Source organism: Ruegeria sp. HKCCA5463 (assembly GCF_013034175.1).
Classification (GTDB): domain Bacteria; phylum Pseudomonadota; class Alphaproteobacteria; order Rhodobacterales; family Rhodobacteraceae; genus Ruegeria.
In genome coordinates this window covers 409,954-426,132 of record NZ_WQFL01000001.1, presented here as the reverse complement: position 1 = coordinate 426,132, position 16,179 = coordinate 409,954, and the positions used below count along the sequence as shown (strand labels likewise).

Below are 16,179 nucleotides of genomic sequence, written 5' to 3'. Positions count from 1 at the left end.
TCATGCGGAAAGGGCGCGTATCGGCGGGTTTTCACCGGCTGGTCATCAACCCTTTAGGCGGACATCTCGACAACCGTGATTTCGGGCGTCACGCCCAGACGAACCGGCAGGATCGAACAGCCGATACCGCCCGAAACGACCAGATCGCGCCCATTTTCGCGTACATGGCCATAGGCATAGCGATTGCCGAATTTCGATGGCACCACAGGCGACCAGCCGAACAGGCGCACCTGGCCACCATGTGTGTGCCCTGAAAGCGTCAAGGCCACCCGCCCGGGCACTGTGGGAAACACATCGGGCTCATGCGCCATCATCACAACCGGAGCGTCATCGGTGATCTGCGCCAGAGTACCTTCCAGATCGTCCAATCCTTGCGGCTTGCCGTTGCGCCAGATCGCCAGCTGATCCTCGAGCCCGGCCAGCCAGATGCCCTGAGCTTCGAGTTTGATCGCGGCATTGGACAACACCGAAATGCCGTTCTGTTCCAGAATTTCGGCATAGCGATTGGGCCCGGACCCGCGCCGCTGAGCCGACCTGTCATCCCACCAGTCGTGATTGCCCAGAACGGCAAAGACACCATTCTTCGCCTCAAGCCCAGCAAGCACAGGGGCCAGGTCCTGCATCTTGACCGTGTCCGAGACACCTTTGTGGCTTGCAAAGAAATCACCCAACAGCAGGATCACGTCCGGAGCCAGCGCATTGGTTCTGCGGACCACCTGCTTTACGCGGTTCAGGCCGACATAGGGCTCGCCCACATGCATATCGGACAGTACGGCGATTCTGAGCGGCGGCGCTGTCCAGTCGTCCCGCTGAATGCGCCATTTGCGCACGCGCAACCGAACCGCGGGTTCAATGATGAACCCGTAGGCGGCCGTGACAAGGCCTGCCAGCGTCACCGCAAGCAGGCCCTTTATAAACCGACGTCGGTTCAATACGTTACATCCGCGATGCGACGTTTTCCCAGTTCACCAGATTGTCGAGGAAGTTCGACAGGTAGGCCGGGCGCTTGTTGCGGAAATCGATGTAGTAGGAGTGCTCCCAAACGTCGCAACCCAGCAGCGCGGTTTGACCAAAGCACAGTGGGTTCACGCCATTCTCGGTCTTGGTGACGGCCAGCGAGCCATCGGCGTTCTTGACCAGCCACGCCCAGCCCGAACCGAACTGACCCGCACCGGCGGCACTGAATTGCGACTTGAATTCATCTACCGAACCGAAGCTTTCGGTCAGCGCCTTTTCCAGCTCGCCCGGCAACTTGGACTCGCCCGGCCCCATCATTTCCCAGAACTGGTTGTGGTTCCACAACTGGCTGATGTTGTTGAAGATACCGTTTTGTGCCACGGCGTTTGCGTCGTAAGTACCAACGATGATCTCTTCCAGCGACTTGCCGTCCCATTCGGTGCCGGCGATCAGCTTGTTGCCGTTGTCGACATAGGCCTTGTGGTGCAGGTCGTGGTGATATTCCAACGTTTCCGCGGACATACCCTTGGCTGCCAGCGCGTCATGTGCATAAGGAAGATCAGGAAGTTCAAAAGCCATGTCGGCCCCCTGTTTAAATGTAAGTTGCGGTTCCCAAGGTTAAATGCTTTGGCAACCGCCGCAGGTCAAGGGGCGTGGCAAGAAAACCCGGAGGCAGGCGATGCTGACACAGGCGCGCAAGATGTTCTATCGCGCCCGCGGATATTATGCGGGCAATCTGAACGGCGAGCCCTTTCGTCTGGACCCGTACCATTCGAAATTCTGGCGCAAAGCCACTGCGGGCGCTTGGGAACCTGAAACATTTGCGGTTCTTGACAGGTTCCTGTCCCCGCAAAGCGACTATCTGGACATCGGCGCGTGGATTGGCCCGACGGTGCTGTACGGTGCGCGAAGGGCACGGCATGTCTGGTGTTTTGAGCCTGACCCGACCGCGTTTCGGCATCTGGCATGGAACCTTGATCTGAACGGCATTCAGAACGTTTCGGCATTCGGGGTCGCCCTGTCAGATCGATTTGGCGTGGCACGCATGGCCTCTGTGCGCGGTGAACCCGGGGATTCCACCAGTTCGCTTCTGCACGACGGGGCGCATGGGTCTGACACGCTGACGATCGCCTGGGACCAATTCGAAAAAACAAACGACCTGTCACGGGTTTCGCTGGTCAAAATGGACATCGAGGGTGCGGAATTCATTGTTGCCCCCACTTTGTCCGCGTGGCTGAAGGAACGCCGCCCCGCCCTTCTTCTGTCTCTTCACGCACCTCTGCTTCCGGAAGACCAAAGGCACGAACGTGTCAGTGCGCTGATGGATGAACTGGGTTATTACGCAAAGCTGTCGGATGACAAGGCGCAGCCTGTAAAGACTTCGGACTTGCTGACCGAAGACGGCCTGAACCGTTTTCACACCGTTCTCTTGCATGGGTAGAACGTCTGGCGTTTTTTTCTTCGTTCACGCGAGGTCCCGCTTGCGGCATTGAGGTGTATCAGTTTGAGTGCACACACCAAGAATCATACCCAAGTGGATAAAATGAAAAGACTTTTACCGATTGCAGTCGCCGCATTGCTTGCACAAACCGCTGCGGCAGAAACGGTTACCTATCATTGCAAGATGACCAAACAGGACGCCCATGGCTGGATTGCGCCAGAGTATGCGTTCCGGATCGACCCCGCCGCAGCTTCGGCGATGGCCGCAACGTCGTACCAAGATTGGGCCAAGACAAAATTCAAAGACCGCGGCGCCAAGGGATACCGTATTATCTGGAACCTCGATCAAAAAATGGTTGCCGGCGGCAATGTCCGCGTTCGATATCAGGCGAACCTGAAAACAACCGACAACACTGTCGCCGTCCGCATGGCATTCGTTCAGGGAAATTTCGCGAACAAACCTTTCGGAGTCGGGACCTGTTCGACAGTCAAGTAAGAAAAAGCCCCGGATGAACCGGGGCTTTTTTGTTCAGTAGACCCCGACTTCACTGCCGGGCTGTGCTGCCACCTTGAGCAGTTTGAACACGTAATCCGCAGCGGAACGGAAGCAGACCACGCGGAAGGTCTGTTCTTCATCCATCCAGAAAGCACCGGCCACCTGCGCCAGACGCGTGCGGCGGATTTGGCCAGGCTGGAATGCATCCGCCGACAGATCGACAGGTGCGACCTTGCCCAGCACCTCTCTTGCGCTGGCACCAGAGACGCTGAAGACGGCGCGGGCATCCGAGACGTTGACCGCCAAAGCATGGGTGCCGCTCAGGGCACCGACCATGTTGGCCAGTTTGGCTTCGACCTCGGCATAAGGCACCAGAACCAGCAACTCGTCCGTCGACATCCAAGCCACGCCGGTATCGCCAGTCACAAGCACCTGGCGCTGACCCGGCACTTTCTGACCGGTTGCATCCTTGACGGCCTTGGCCAGCACCTTGTCGGACAGGTCGCCGCGCAGGGTTATCATACCTTGCAGGCCGCATTCCTGGACCTTGGCGATGCCGTCATAGCCGGCGTGGTTCAATGCGCTGATGGGTTCAGACATTCTGCTTCTCCCCGTCCTTGTCATAAAAGATCGGGTCCACGATCTTGGCTTTGTAGGCTTTGCCGTCCGTGCCCGGGAACTCGACGATCTCGCCCATGCGGTCGGGGCCGTGTTTGATCAGCCCCATGGCGATGCCTTTGCCCAGATTGGCCGAGTAATATGTCGACGTCACACGGCCGATCATGTTGCGTTGACCGTTGGCATTGACGCCCTCGCCCACCGCGTAAGCACCATCCGGCAGAACCGATCCGTCCACAGTCTCGAGACCGACCAGTTTCCAGCGTTCGGGATCCGCCATGTGTGTCCGCGAATGGGCGCGTTTGCCCAGATAATCCTCTTTCTTCTTGGACAGCGCCCAGTGCAGCCCCAGATCCTGCGGGATCACGGTGCCGTCGGTCTCGTCCCCGATCATGATAAAGCCCTTCTCGGCCCGCAGGATGTGCAGACATTCGGTTCCGTAAGGCATCACGCCGAACTCTTTGCCTGCCTCCATCAAGGCATCCCAGAACGCCTGACCCTGGCTCGCCGGAACGGCGATTTCATAAGACAGCTCGCCCGAGAACGAAATGCGGTAGGCCCGGCAATCGAAGCCTCCGATCTTGCCATCGCGCCATTCCATGAAGGGCAGCGCCTCTTTGCTGACATCCATGCCGCCCAGCTTTTCAAGCACCTTGCGGGCGTTTGGGCCGACTACGGCGACCTGCGCGTATTGCTCGGTCACGTTGGCGACATAGACTTTCCAGTCCCACCATTCGGTCTGAAGCCATTCTTCCATGTGACCATGGATACGCTCGGCCCCGCCGGTGGTGGTGTGGCACAGCCATGTGTCCTCGTCGATGCGGGCGACAACGCCGTCGTCGATCAGGAAGCCGTTTTCCGAACACATCAGGCCATAGCGGCATTTGCCGACCTTCAGCGTGGACATCATGTTGGTGTACATCATGTCCAGGAACTTGCCGGCGTCCGGGCCTTTGACGATCAGCTTGCCCAGCGTCGAGGCATCCAGCAGGCCAAGGTTCTCGCGGGTGTTCTTGACCTCGCGATTGACCGCGTCATGCACGGATTCGCCGGGGCGGACATAGGCATAGGCCCGGCGCCAGTGACCGACCGGCTCCCAGTCGGCGCCGTTCCTGTCGTGCCAGTTGTGCATCGGTGTCCGACGGATCGGCTGAAAGACCTCACCGCGGGCCTCACCGCCGATCGCACCCATCGAGATAGGTGTATAGGGCGGGCGGAAGGTGGTTGTGCCAACCTTGGGAATTTCGGATTCCAGCGCATCAGCAAGGATCGCCAATCCGTTGATGTTGCTCAACTTACCCTGATCGGTCGCCATGCCCAGCGTGGTATAGCGCTTGGTGTGTTCGACGCTTTCATACCCTTCGCGCGCGGCCAGTTGGACGTCAGAAACCTTGACGTCGTTCTGGAAATCCAGCCAGGATTTCATGCGCAATTGGACTTCTGCATTTGCCGGCATCAGCCAGACTGCTTCCATCGGCGCTTCGGCGGTTGTTTCCCCTGCGGGCGCCTTGGTGTTCTTGGGCTTGAAGCCAGCCGCCTTGGCGGCCGCCTTACCGGCCGCATGGGCGTCTGTCAGAACATCTTGCAACGCCAGAGGACCGTTGGACGCGCCAGCAGCAACAACGAACCCTTTGCCGTCGGCCCCCAGCGGCGGACGCTGAGGATCCGGCCGGAAATGCGCGTTCGCCTCATCCCAGATCAGCTTGCCCCCGCAATGGGACCACATGTGCACGACCGGAGACCAGCCGCCGGACATGGCGACTGCATCCGCCTCAACCTCTTCACGCGCGCCACCAACGCCTTCCTGGTTGCAGATGGCGACTTTCTTGACGCGCTTGCCGCCCTTGACCTTGGCAATGGCCTTGCCCGGATCAACGCGGATACCCAACTGGCGAGCTTCCTCTGCCAAAGGTCCGGCCGTTGCGCGTGCGTCAACAATGCGCAAAACATCCACACCTGCCTGTTTCAGGATAATCGCGGTGCGGTAAGCGTCATCATTGTTGGTGGCGACGATGACCCGATCGCCCGGAGTAACCCCCCAGTTCACGACATAGTCGCGCATGGCCGATGCCAGCATCACACCTGGAACATCGTTGCCAGCAAAGGACAATGGTCTTTCAATTGCACCCGTTGCAGTTACAATTTGCTTGGCGCGAATACGCCACAAACGGTGGCGCGGGCCCTGCACGCCCGGCGTGTGGTCCGTCAGGCGTTCGTATCCCAACACATAACCATGGTCGTAAACACCCGCTCCCATGCAGCGCGAGCGCATGATGACGTTGTCCATTGTTTCGAGTTCGGAAACCAATTGTTCCACGAACTTATCCACAGGCTCACCATCCACAGTACCGCCGTCAACCGGAGCGCGACCGCCCCAATGCGCGGTCTGCTCGATCAGCAGGACCTTGGCACCGGATTGTGCCGCCGCCTTGGCCGCCTGCAAACCAGCCACACCACCGCCGATCACCAGAACATCGGTAAAGGCGTAGAAGTGCTCATAAGTGTCGGCATCCCGGTTGTCCTTGTCGGGCGCCTTACCCAATCCCGCCGACTGCCGGATGAAAGGTTCGTAGACGTGTTTCCAGAAAGGTTTGGGGTGGATGAACGTCTTGTAGTAGAAGCCGGCCGGCAGAAACCGGGCAAAGGCCGTGTTCACCGCACCGATGTCATATTCAAGACTTGGCCAATGGTTCTGTGAAATCGCGGTCAAGCCGTTGAACACCTCGGTCGTCGTGGCACGCTGGTTCGGCTCGAACCGGTTGCCCTGCCCCAGGCCGACAAGCGCGTTTGGCTCTTCCGCGCCGCTGGCGACAACGCCGCGGGGACGGTGGTATTTGAACGACCGGCCAACCATCATCTGGTCATTGGCCAGCAGAGCCGAGGCAAGCGTATCCCCCTCATATGCCTGCATCGAGGTTCCGTTGAATGTGAATGTGACCTTTTTCGACCGGTCAATCAGCCGGCCTTGTTTTGCGAGACGGGTGCTCATTGTGCGGGCCTTTCGCATGTGGAGGCGTCAAAGCCTCCGGCGGGAGTATTTTTGAAAAGATGAAGCATCAAGAGAACTCTCTCCACGTCCAGCCGGGTCGTTTGGCAGTGATGGCATCCTTGATGTCTTGCGGCGGCTCGGTGACCTGCGCAGAATAGGTGCCGAACACTTCGAGTGTCTGCGTGCAGCGCGCGGCGTGGAACCACTTGCCGCAGCCATTGGCGTGCCGCCAGCGCTCGAAATGAACACCTTTCGGGTTTTCACGCATGAACAGATAGTCGTGGAATTCATCATCGGACGAGCCCGGACCGAAACGCTTCAGATGCGCTTCGCCGCCGGCGGCCAGTTCGGTTTCTTCGGCGTCTACGCCGCAATAAGGGCAATTCAGGATTAGCATGTTGTCATCCTTTTGGCGGTCAGTCGGCGCGGGGGCCGACCTGAATTCTGTTTTCTGGCACCTTCGGGAATCCCCCTAGTGCGCCACCCCGGCGGCGACGCTTTCGTCGATGAAGCGGCCTTCCTTGAAGCGGTCCATCGAGAAGGCTTCGGTCAGCGGTGAATGGCCTGTCGCCATCAGCTGCGCCATCCCCCAGCCGGAACCCGGAATCGCCTTGAAACCACCTGTGCCCCAGCCTCCATTAATAAAGCAGCCCTGCAACGGTGTTTTCGACAGGATGGGCGAGCGGTCACCTGTCATGTCCACGATCCCGCCCCACTGGCGCAGCATCTTCAGGCGCGAAATCATCGGGAAGGTTTCGACCAGCGCCCGCACTGTTTCCTCGATATGATGGAAAGACCCGCGCTGAGTGAAGTTGTTGAACCCGTCGGTGCCCCCGCCGATCACCATTTCGCCCTTGTCGGATTGCGACATGTAGCCGTGCACGGTGTTGGCCATCACGACAACATCCATGCAGGGTTTGATGGGCTCGGACACCAGCGCCTGCAAAGCAACGGCTTCCAGCGGCAGGCGGAAGCCCGCCATCTCGGCCAACTGACCCGAATGGCCCGCGACGACGATGCCCAGCTTGTCACAATCGATGGCACCCTTGGTGGTATCGACCCCGACAACGCGACCGTTTTCCGAGCGCACACCGGTGACTTCGCATTGCTGGATGATATCCATCCCCATCGCCGAACAGGCACGCGCATAGCCCCACGCCACCGCATCATGGCGCGCAGTGCCCCCGCGTTCCTGCCAAAGGCCGCCCAGAACCGGATACCGGGGGCCGTCCAGATTGATGATTGGCACCAGTTGCTTGACGCGCTCGGGGCCGATCCATTCCGTCTTAACCCCTTGCAGCGCGTTGGCATGGGCCGTGCGCTGGTAGCCGCGGATCTCGTGCTGGGTCTGCGCCAGCATGATGACACCGCGCGGGCTGAACATGATGTTGTAGTTCAGTTCCTGGCTCAGGTCCTCGTAAAGGCTGCGCGCTTTCTCGTAGATCGCAGCAGATGGGTCTTGCAGATAGTTCGAACGGATAATCGTCGTGTTGCGACCAGTATTGCCGCCGCCCAGCCAGCCTTTTTCGATAACCGCGACATTCTGGATGCCATAGTTCTTGCCAAGGTAATACGCGGTCGCCAGACCATGACCGCCAGCACCAACGATGATGACGTCATAACGCTTCTTGGGTTCGGGTGAGCGCCAGGCGCGCTCCCATCCGGTGTGATAGCGCAGAGCTTCCCGCGCCACAGCAAAGGCTGAATAGTGTTTCATGTGCGAATCCATCCGGTTCGGTGATTGGGCGCAGATATGCCGTGTGACGGCATTTTAACCCTGCCGTGCAACGCCGCAATATCGCACTATTGCGACATGTCGCTCATTCGCGGCCATTTGTCCCTTTTGTCGGACGCCTCACAGGTCTAAGTCAGGGCAGCATCCTCGGAGGGACCATGACGTTCTGGGTTCTGATTTTTCTTGTCGCGCTGCTGATCGCAGCTTTTCTCTGCTTTACCCTGCTGCGCAAACGCCGTGGGGATGAACCCGCGGCGGCATACGATCTGCGGGTTTATCGCGAACAGTTGGCCGGTGTGGACCGGGATCTGGCGCGCGGGGTCATTGGCGAGGCCGACGCTGAACGGGTGCGCACGGAAATTTCCCGTCGCATTCTGGCCGCAGATGACCAAATGAAGAAAGAGGGTGCCGGCGCCGGGCCATCTCGTGCGGTTTCGGTGTTGTCGATCCTGGCAATCTCGTTGCTTCTGATCGGTGGAGCGTTGGCGATGTATCATCGCACCGGGGCCGTTGGTTTGCCTGACATGCCGCTGACCGCACGGCTTGAACTGGCCAAGGAAGTGCGCGCCAACCGGCCATCCCAAAGCGCCGCGGAAGAACTGGCGACCCCACCTCGACCTGCGCAGCTGGAAGAAAGCTATGCCAACCTGCTGAAGCAGTTGCGGGAAACCGTTGCGAGCCGGCCGGACGATTTGCAGGGTCAGATGTTGCTGGCGCAGCACGAGACGAATGCGGGCAACTTCAAGGATGGGTACACCGCGCAGCAAAAGGTGATCGAGCTGTCCGGCGACAGCGCCACGGCTGATACCTATGCGGACCTGGCTGAAATGATGATTCTGGCAGCAGGGGGGTATGTCTCACCCGAAGCGGAAAAGGCGCTGATCGAAGCGCTGAACCGTGACCCCCGTCACGGCCCGGCGCGCTATTATTGGGGGCAGATGCTGGCACAGATCGGGCGGCCGGACCTTGCCTATCGCATGTGGGTCGAAACGTTGCAGGATTCCCCCGCGGGTGCGCCCTGGGCCGAAGCAATTCGGGCTCAGATCGACGAACTCGCCTTTCGGGCCGGCGTTTTCAATGCACCGGATCTGAGCACAGCACCCGGCCCCAGCCAGGAAGACATGGCCGCCGCCGCAGAGCTGAGCCCCGAAGAACGGCAGCAGATGATTCAGGGTATGGTGGACCAGCTGTCTGATCGGCTGGCGACAGAAGGCGGATCCCCCGAGGAATGGGCCCGCCTGATCGCCGCCTTGGGCGTTCTTGGCCAGGGCCAGCGTGCCATCGATATCCGCGATGAGGCCATGGAAGTCTTTGCCGGCAATTCAGAGGCGTTGCAAATCATCGATGCGGCGGCCCTTCAAGCCGGGATCGCTCAATGATCCATGACGCTTTCGAAGAATTTGCAGCCGCGCTGCAACCGATGAGTGCCCTGATGGGGCTGGACCTTGGGGAAAAGACAATCGGCGTCGCCGTGTCCGACCGGATGCGCGGTGTCGCCAGCCCGCTGGAAACCGTGCGACGCAAGAAATTCACGCTCGATTCCGCGCGCCTGATCGAAATTGTCACCGATCGCGAGATCGGGGGCATCTTGCTGGGCCTGCCCAAGAACATGGATGGCAGCGAAGGGCCAAGATGCCAGTCAACGCGGGCATTTGCGCGCAATTTGTCCCGCCTGACCGATTTGCCCATCGGATTTTGGGACGAGCGGCTCAGCACGGTTGCGGCAGAAAAAGCACTACTTGAGGCGGATACGACACGAAAACGTCGCGGACAGGTTATTGATCACGTTGCGGCCAGCTATATCTTGCAAGGGGCGTTGGACAGGCTGCGCTTTTTGTAACGGGTCGGAGACCAGTGATGACGAATATGGTTTGGAAAAGGAATGAGGTCGAAAGCCCTTGTGTCCAGATCTGTGTCGTTCACCCGACTGAACGCATCTGTACCGGCTGCTATCGCACGATTGACGAAATCACCCGCTGGTCCAAGATGGACAGCAGCGAACGCGCCGAAATCATGGAAGATCTACCAACCAGAAAGCCGCGCCTCAGCAAACGTCGTGGCGGGCGTGCAGCGCGCATAAACGGTTCCTGAAGTCAGCCAGCCTGCTTTGGGGACGTATCCCTGTGGTCATTGGATTCATCGCGGGCCGACCTGTTTGTGTCTTGCCCGCGCAGCTCTGACTCGAACAGAGCTGCGATTTCGGATCTGCTTGTTTTTGCAGTCCCGTATTTTTTCGCTGCACGTCGGACATGCTTCGTGCCGGTCTTGTCCGCCTTGAATACTGGCGTTTTGCGTACCGCAAATCTTTCCATCAATAACCTGAGTGTCATCGCAAACTTCCCGCTTCCAATAACTGTGCCGCCGCGGGCCGAGTTCGAGCTCCTTAAAGGGGCCAGCTCATGAACGCATCTGTTCAACGTGAGTGGAGGCCCGCAGCGACACGGCGTAGGTAAGGACATTTCCGGTCAAATTTAGGGGGAAAACACAGGGTTTTTGGTCCGTGTTGACCTTAAGGTCAGAAATTCCACGGAAAAACCCACCAGTTCCCTTACGTCACAATTCTTGACCGGCACGGGATCAAGACCGGTTTCAAGACATGTGGCGCGTGTCGTTCCGCGAAAAAAGCCAATCAGATTTGGTCAATTCGCGCTCAAGGGTGCATTGTTCTGACCAGAGAACAAAGCACGCAAGCCGCCTGTTGGCTGCAATATCACAGGATGTAGGTTGAGGCGCAGAGCAGGGCCTTACCCGGCGGCCAGCCAGGTTTTGGCGTTTTCGATTTCCTCGGACGGAAAGAACTGAGTCCGTGTGCCCAATACATGACTGGCGACACGTTGTGCCATGTGCTGCCAGCTTTTGTCCCCGACGATGGCCGCGCGATCCAGTTGTCCGATGTGGCGACTGGCCAGACGAAAATGCGCTGCAAGAGCGGACAACCCCTGCCAGCCATCAAATTCCCGCAGGTCGATCAGCAACCGAAACCCGGACCGGTCATGCAACAAAGCGTCCAGGTCGCGCTCGGCCTGCTTGTACTCCTCCGGGTCCAGTTTTCCCAAAAGGCTGATCTGCACGCATGGGCCCTCAAGATCGGTCACGTGAATGGACCCCAGCGACTCGCGCATCCAGCGGCGCGCGGCCTCAAGCTCGGCCAATTCAAAGACCTGAACCGGGCACGGCAGGATCGGGGCCGCCAGTCGGATGCTGGTTTGCACCCAGCCCTGATCGGCAACAACCGCGATCCGGTCGAACCCCCGCCAGTGGCTGAGCCCCAGCTTGGTGTCGGACCAGGCCGCACCCAAATCATACCCCTTGAACTCCGGCTGCACGATAGCCAGCAGCCGAACGGAATCGTGTTCGGTGAGCGCCGCTTCGATCGCAGGAACCAAGATGTCCGCGTAGTCGGCGCTGGTGACCTGCCCCGACAACTCGACTTCAATCAACGCACCATCAGAATTCGTATGGACCGTAATCATCGGTCAAAACCTCCAAAGCCAAACAATGACAGGAGGTTAAGAGGATTCGATCCATTCCGCCACACCCCCGGCGCATTCCGGGCGGAAATAGGCGATCATCCGTCCATCCGGCCCAGCGTTTGCCGTGTCTGCCCAAGGGGCAACCCCGTGCAGGCAATGGCGGTGCAGCACGTAAGCCTCGCCCGGTTTTGCAGGCAGTTCGATTCGCGGGCAGGTTTCGAAAACCTCGCGACGGGCGGATTGGTAGATATCCGTTATATCGATTTCATGCAGACGCTCTTGTGGCGTCCCCGCAAGGGCGCGTCTGAACGCCGCGCCCAGGATATGATGGCTGCCCTCCCACAACACCATGGGCGAGGCATCCGGGCTGGCCTCGGTCAGCGGTATGCCCAAAATCCAGGCATGCGGTTCATCGACCCGGCGGCGGCGATCCGGCCCCATTGGGCGCAAGCCATCCACATGGGCCGCGTCCCGATTTCTGCGATACCGCGCGGCGGCTTCGTTTTCCCCCCGACGCGGGCGTGGATATCCCGGATGCATGACCGAGACTTGGCCTTTGTGAAGCGGCAACTGCCCATAACGCCCAGCAATGAATGACATGGCGGTTCCTGCCAAAGGCCCCGAACGGCCAACCCTGCCCTGCGCGTCATTGGGCAACGCGTCAACACCGATGAACCACGTCCCGTCACAATCCAGCCAGTCAGCATGGGCCGGGTCCGTTACCGAGGCCCGTGCGGCAGGCAGCGCATGGCCCACCCAGGCCGCAAGCACTGGATCATAGGGGAATTTCACCCACCCCCTGACGTCAAAATCCTTCACAAACCCACCGCCTTGCGCAGCATATTGAGCGCCACCAGCGTAAGGAACACGGCGAACACGCGCTTCAAGGGTTTCGGATCCATCGCATGGGCCAGCTTCACCCCCCAGGGCGCGGTGATCATCGTCATTGCCACGACGATACCGAAGGCCACCAGATTGACCGCCCCAATGGTCAGCGGAGGCCGGTGTTCCGGTGCGATATCCAGAAACAAAAAACCGATGACCGAGGGGACGGCGATGATCACACCAAATCCGGCCGCGGTTGCCACGGCACGGTGGATCGGCGTGTTGTAGAGGCTCATCAGCGGTACACCAAAACTGCCGCCGCCGATTCCCATCAGAACTGAAAGAAACCCGACCGCAGGGGACAGGATGGCCCGCTTTGTCCCACCGGGCATGACATCACCCAGCCGCCATTCCGAACGACCCAGCCCCAGATAGGCCCCGATCACCATTCCCAATATGCCGAACAGCGCCTGCAAGGCTTCGGTCCGCAGGGCCGATGCAACCAGAACTCCGATGATCGCACCGACGACGATCCCCGGCCCCCAGCCGCGCAGGATATCCCAATCCACCGCACCCTTTTTATTGTGCGCAAGAACGGATCGGACCGATGTCACGATGATCGTGGCCAGCGACGTGGCCAGACACAGTTGCATCAACTGCGGGCCGCCATAGCCAAGAGTTTGAAACGCATAGAAAAAGGCAGGCACCAAGACGATTCCACCGCCGACCCCCAGCAATCCGGCAAGCACGCCGGCCAGCGCTCCGATCGCAAGCAAAAGGCCCAGCATCTGGGCCAGCAACATCGTCTCGGGCATCGTTCCCCCTGCCGCTTAAACTTCTGCCATGGGCGCCACATGATCCAGCGCCCGCAGCATCACTTCGGGTCCGGCCCCATCCCGCACAGCCCCTTCAGACAAGGCGCGCCGCCATGCGCGGGCTCCGGGACGACCTGCGAAAAGGCCCAACATATGACGCGTGATCTGGTGCAAACGCCCGCCATTGGCAAGGTGCCGTTCCACATAAGGCACCATATGTTGAACGATCGCGAATGGATCACGCGTCGTTTCGGTACCAAAGATGCGTCGGTCAGCATCCGACAGGACATCGCCCGGCTGATGATACGCGGCCCGGCCGATCATCACCCCATCCAGACCTGCTTCCAGATGTGCGGCTGCCTCGTCCAGCGTGTTGATGCCGCCATTGATCGATATGTGAAGATCCGAAAACTCAACCTTCATCCGATGCACAAGGTCATAGTCCAAAGGCGGGATATCCCGGTTTTCCTTGGGGCTCAGCCCTTGCAGCCACGCCTTGCGGGCATGGATTGTCACCCTTTGGCAACCTGCCGCGCTGATGTGCTCAAGAAACGCGGGCAATACATCTTCGGGCTCCTGGTCATCGACTCCTATGCGGCATTTCACGGTGACATCCACATTCACCGCTTCGCGCATGGCAGTCACGCAGTCGGCAACGCGGGCCGGGTCTTTCATCAAGACCGCGCCGAAAGTGCCGGATTGCACCCGATCCGACGGGCAGCCGCAGTTCAGATTGATCTCATCATACCCGGCCTCAGCCCCCAGTCTCGCGGCCTGCGCCAATTCTTCCGGGTCAGAGCCGCCGAGTTGCAAAGCAACCGGGTGTTCCTCGGGAGAGTAGTCCAACAGATGCAACGCCCCGCCCCGCACGAGCGCCGGCGCCGTCACCATTTCGGTATACAGCAATGTTTCCGCGCTGAGCAGCCGATGGAAATAGCGGCAGTGGCGGTCGGTCCAGTCCATCATGGGTGCCACGCTTAAACGCGCTGCTTTTTGTGCGTTATTTTTCAAAGCGTTAACTCCATTCATCTCCAAACTTCGCGAAGCACGATTTCTCCTGATTTCACCGTATTCCCGGGGGTTTTCGGAGGTTCTCGATTCGAGCGTGCTACGGTGTAGCACATCCAAAGCATACAAACAGCGGCCCAAATGCAGCTGATTTCTGGCCCGGGCGCCGCCGGTTCCATCTTCTGTGTTTCCCTCGGAATTCGGCTATCAAACCTCGGAATCTTTTTCGTGTGACCGAACCGAATTCCTTATCATCGAAAGCAAGATGGGACGAATTCCATGACCACTATCAACAAAAGCACGACGGATGTGCTCGCAGCGATTACTGCCCAGAACCTCTTCCACCGCTCCCCTTCTCAAGCAACCGCTGTGACTGCTGCCGGGGTTGCAGAAAGCACCATGCCGGTTTCGTCGGCCGAGCAGAAAGAAAAGAAACCTCGCAAGGAGATCCTAGGAAAAAAATTCGAGGAACAGAACATCACTCGGTTTGAAGGCAAGAATGGAAAGTGCTCTTACCGGGTACAAATCCGAAAGCGTGTGAATGGCAAACAGCACAGCCTCACGAAAACCTCTAAGCACCTGCCAAACGCAAAAAAGTGGCAGAACAACCAACTCCGAGAAATCGAAGCAAACGGGTTTCCAATTCAAATCGTAACGGAGACAACGATCTCAGATGTCATCGACGACCGTTTGAAGCGAGGGAAAACCCTCGGCCGATCGGCTCTTCAAGTTCTGACCTTCATCAAAGCCGACGAGTTCGGAAAGACCAAGGTCTCAACGCTGACGCAGCAACAGTTATATGACTATGCAGACCTGTTGTCGGCTGGTGAAAGAATGCTACAGACAGTCGCGAGCTACATGACTCGCCTGGCGAGAACGCTCTCTTGGTCCAAGGACCGGGGTGCTTTGATCCCCATCGAAGTGGTCAACCTCGCCATGCGAACTCTTTGGGAGGATGAAGTCCTGGCTCGATCGGAAGAGCGAGATCGCCGACCGGAACTCTGTGAGCTAAACAAAATTCTGACTGCAATCTCGGAAAATACCCGGCAGAAGATCCCGGTCGCAATCCTGGTCGTCTTTGCGATTTATTCCGCGCGTCGTCTGAGTGAAATCTGCAATCTGAGGTGGGATGATCTGCGCGAAAATAGTGGCAGAATCCTCGTGCGCAATATGAAACACCCCAGGCAAAAGAAGGGAAACAACGTTTGGTGTACGCTACCGTGCCAAGCGTTGGAGATCATTTTGGCGATGCCCAAGACGTCAGAGTTCATCTTCCCTTACAATCCGCGCTCGTTTGGGACAGCGTACCGTCGCCACCGGGACAAGGTCGGAGTCGTCGACCTGCGCTTCCATGACCTTCGGCACGAAGCAATCAGTCGGCTTTTCGAGATGGGTAAGTCTGCCTCGTTCGTCAGAAAGATCTCAGGTCACAAGAATGGTGGATGCCTTTACCGCTACGAACACGTCGAAGAAGAAGGTGACAAATTCGCCAACTGGGACTGGCATCAGCTGATCCTGGAGAAATGCAAGGCACTTCACTGAGAACCCCGATGGCCGAGCTAAATGCATCGGCCATCAAACTCCTATCAAACCAGTTTTCCGCCTTTTGAAGCCGAAACGCATTTCCTCTCCACAAGCAAAGGAGGCCAAGATGAAAACCATCGACATGCTGCTCGCCCACTTCGGTGGAAACGTACGAAATCTTCTGAAACACTGCGGGCGGTACCGCTTGAATGATCCTGAACTCGTGAAACAGTTCAGGGACACCGCGCCGGATCATCGATTGGAAGACTTGTATGCAAGCAAAAAGTGAGCACCCACAC

The 16,179-nt window shown here is 58.7% G+C and carries 17 protein-coding genes; 7 read left to right on the top strand and 10 right to left on the bottom strand.

Going from position 1 to position 16,179, the window contains the following annotated elements; all coding sequences use genetic code 11:
• Positions 1 to 53 precede the first annotated feature (53 nt).
• Both GOW09_RS02110 and GOW09_RS02105 read right to left on the bottom strand, forming a co-directional pair.
• Positions 54 to 896: a metallophosphoesterase gene (locus GOW09_RS02110; protein WP_371808013.1), complete on the bottom strand. Its 843-nt coding sequence runs from the start codon at positions 894 to 896 to the stop codon at positions 54 to 56.
• A gap of 40 nt (positions 897 to 936) precedes the next feature.
• Complete coding sequence (locus tag GOW09_RS02105; protein ID WP_171115270.1) at positions 937 to 1,536, bottom strand: superoxide dismutase; 600 nt, start codon at positions 1,534 to 1,536, stop codon at positions 937 to 939.
• A gap of 100 nt (positions 1,537 to 1,636) precedes the next feature.
• Between GOW09_RS02105 and GOW09_RS02100 the strand changes: the two genes are divergently transcribed.
• On the top strand, positions 1,637 to 2,398 hold the full coding sequence (locus GOW09_RS02100; protein ID WP_171115268.1) for an FkbM family methyltransferase: 762 nt from the start codon (positions 1,637 to 1,639) through the stop codon (positions 2,396 to 2,398).
• Positions 2,399 to 2,461: 63 nt separating this feature from the next.
• A complete protein-coding gene (locus GOW09_RS02095) occupies positions 2,462 to 2,893 on the top strand; it encodes a hypothetical protein (RefSeq protein ID WP_171115267.1) in 432 nt (143 codons plus the stop codon).
• A gap of 33 nt (positions 2,894 to 2,926) precedes the next feature.
• Here GOW09_RS02095 and GOW09_RS02090 read toward each other — a convergent pair whose 3' ends face one another.
• From GOW09_RS02090 to GOW09_RS02075, 4 genes are all read right to left on the bottom strand, one after another.
• Positions 2,927 to 3,493 (bottom strand): sarcosine oxidase subunit gamma, encoded by a 567-nt coding sequence (locus tag GOW09_RS02090; protein WP_171115265.1) that lies wholly within the window; start codon positions 3,491 to 3,493, stop codon positions 2,927 to 2,929.
• A complete protein-coding gene (locus GOW09_RS02085) occupies positions 3,486 to 6,500 on the bottom strand; it encodes a sarcosine oxidase subunit alpha family protein (RefSeq protein ID WP_171115262.1) in 3,015 nt (1,004 codons plus the stop codon). The genes GOW09_RS02090 and GOW09_RS02085 overlap by 8 nt, the downstream gene beginning before the upstream one ends.
• A 67-nt stretch (positions 6,501 to 6,567) precedes the next feature.
• Positions 6,568 to 6,897, bottom strand: coding sequence for a sarcosine oxidase subunit delta (locus GOW09_RS02080; RefSeq protein ID WP_152458389.1), 330 nt, complete (start codon positions 6,895 to 6,897; stop codon positions 6,568 to 6,570).
• A gap of 75 nt (positions 6,898 to 6,972) precedes the next feature.
• Positions 6,973 to 8,217 carry a sarcosine oxidase subunit beta family protein gene (locus GOW09_RS02075; RefSeq protein ID WP_152458390.1) on the bottom strand — a complete coding sequence of 415 codons (1,245 nt, stop codon included), beginning with the start codon at positions 8,215 to 8,217 and terminating at the stop codon, positions 6,973 to 6,975.
• A 176-nt stretch (positions 8,218 to 8,393) separates the two neighbouring features.
• Here GOW09_RS02075 and ccmI point away from each other — a divergent pair, with 176 nt between their 5' ends.
• From ccmI to GOW09_RS02060, 3 genes are read left to right on the top strand one after another with little or no spacing between them, the layout of a single operon-like run.
• Positions 8,394 to 9,614, top strand: coding sequence for a c-type cytochrome biogenesis protein CcmI (ccmI, locus tag GOW09_RS02070; protein ID WP_171115260.1), 1,221 nt, complete (start codon positions 8,394 to 8,396; stop codon positions 9,612 to 9,614).
• Positions 9,611 to 10,075, top strand: coding sequence for a Holliday junction resolvase RuvX (gene ruvX / locus GOW09_RS02065; protein WP_171115259.1), 465 nt, complete (start codon positions 9,611 to 9,613; stop codon positions 10,073 to 10,075). Before ccmI ends, ruvX begins: the two co-directional genes overlap by 4 nt.
• A gap of 17 nt (positions 10,076 to 10,092) precedes the next feature.
• Positions 10,093 to 10,326, top strand: coding sequence for a DUF1289 domain-containing protein (locus GOW09_RS02060; protein WP_152458393.1), 234 nt, complete (start codon positions 10,093 to 10,095; stop codon positions 10,324 to 10,326).
• 653 nt (positions 10,327 to 10,979) lie between these two features.
• Here GOW09_RS02060 and GOW09_RS02055 read toward each other — a convergent pair.
• From GOW09_RS02055 to dusA, 4 genes are read right to left on the bottom strand one after another with little or no spacing between them, the layout of a single operon-like run.
• On the bottom strand, positions 10,980 to 11,708 hold the full coding sequence (locus GOW09_RS02055) for an STAS/SEC14 domain-containing protein (RefSeq protein WP_170343859.1): 729 nt from the start codon (positions 11,706 to 11,708) through the stop codon (positions 10,980 to 10,982).
• Positions 11,709 to 11,744: 36 nt separating this feature from the next.
• Positions 11,745 to 12,500: a hypothetical protein gene (locus GOW09_RS02050; protein ID WP_371808012.1), complete on the bottom strand. Its 756-nt coding sequence runs from the start codon at positions 12,498 to 12,500 to the stop codon at positions 11,745 to 11,747.
• Between the two features lie 23 nt (positions 12,501 to 12,523).
• Positions 12,524 to 13,348: a sulfite exporter TauE/SafE family protein gene (locus GOW09_RS02045; RefSeq protein ID WP_171115257.1), complete on the bottom strand. Its 825-nt coding sequence runs from the start codon at positions 13,346 to 13,348 to the stop codon at positions 12,524 to 12,526.
• Between the two features lie 15 nt (positions 13,349 to 13,363).
• Positions 13,364 to 14,377, bottom strand: a complete 1,014-nt coding sequence (gene dusA / locus GOW09_RS02040; protein ID WP_171115255.1) for a tRNA dihydrouridine(20/20a) synthase DusA — start codon at positions 14,375 to 14,377, stop codon at positions 13,364 to 13,366.
• 258 nt (positions 14,378 to 14,635) lie between these two features.
• Between dusA and GOW09_RS02035 the strand changes: the two genes are divergently transcribed.
• Both GOW09_RS02035 and GOW09_RS02030 read left to right on the top strand, forming a co-directional pair.
• A complete protein-coding gene (locus GOW09_RS02035) occupies positions 14,636 to 15,898 on the top strand; it encodes a site-specific integrase (protein WP_253284156.1) in 1,263 nt (420 codons plus the stop codon).
• Positions 15,899 to 16,007: 109 nt separating this feature from the next.
• Positions 16,008 to 16,169: a hypothetical protein gene (locus tag GOW09_RS02030; RefSeq protein WP_171115254.1), complete on the top strand. Its 162-nt coding sequence runs from the start codon at positions 16,008 to 16,010 to the stop codon at positions 16,167 to 16,169.
• Positions 16,170 to 16,179: the final 10 nt, after the last annotated feature.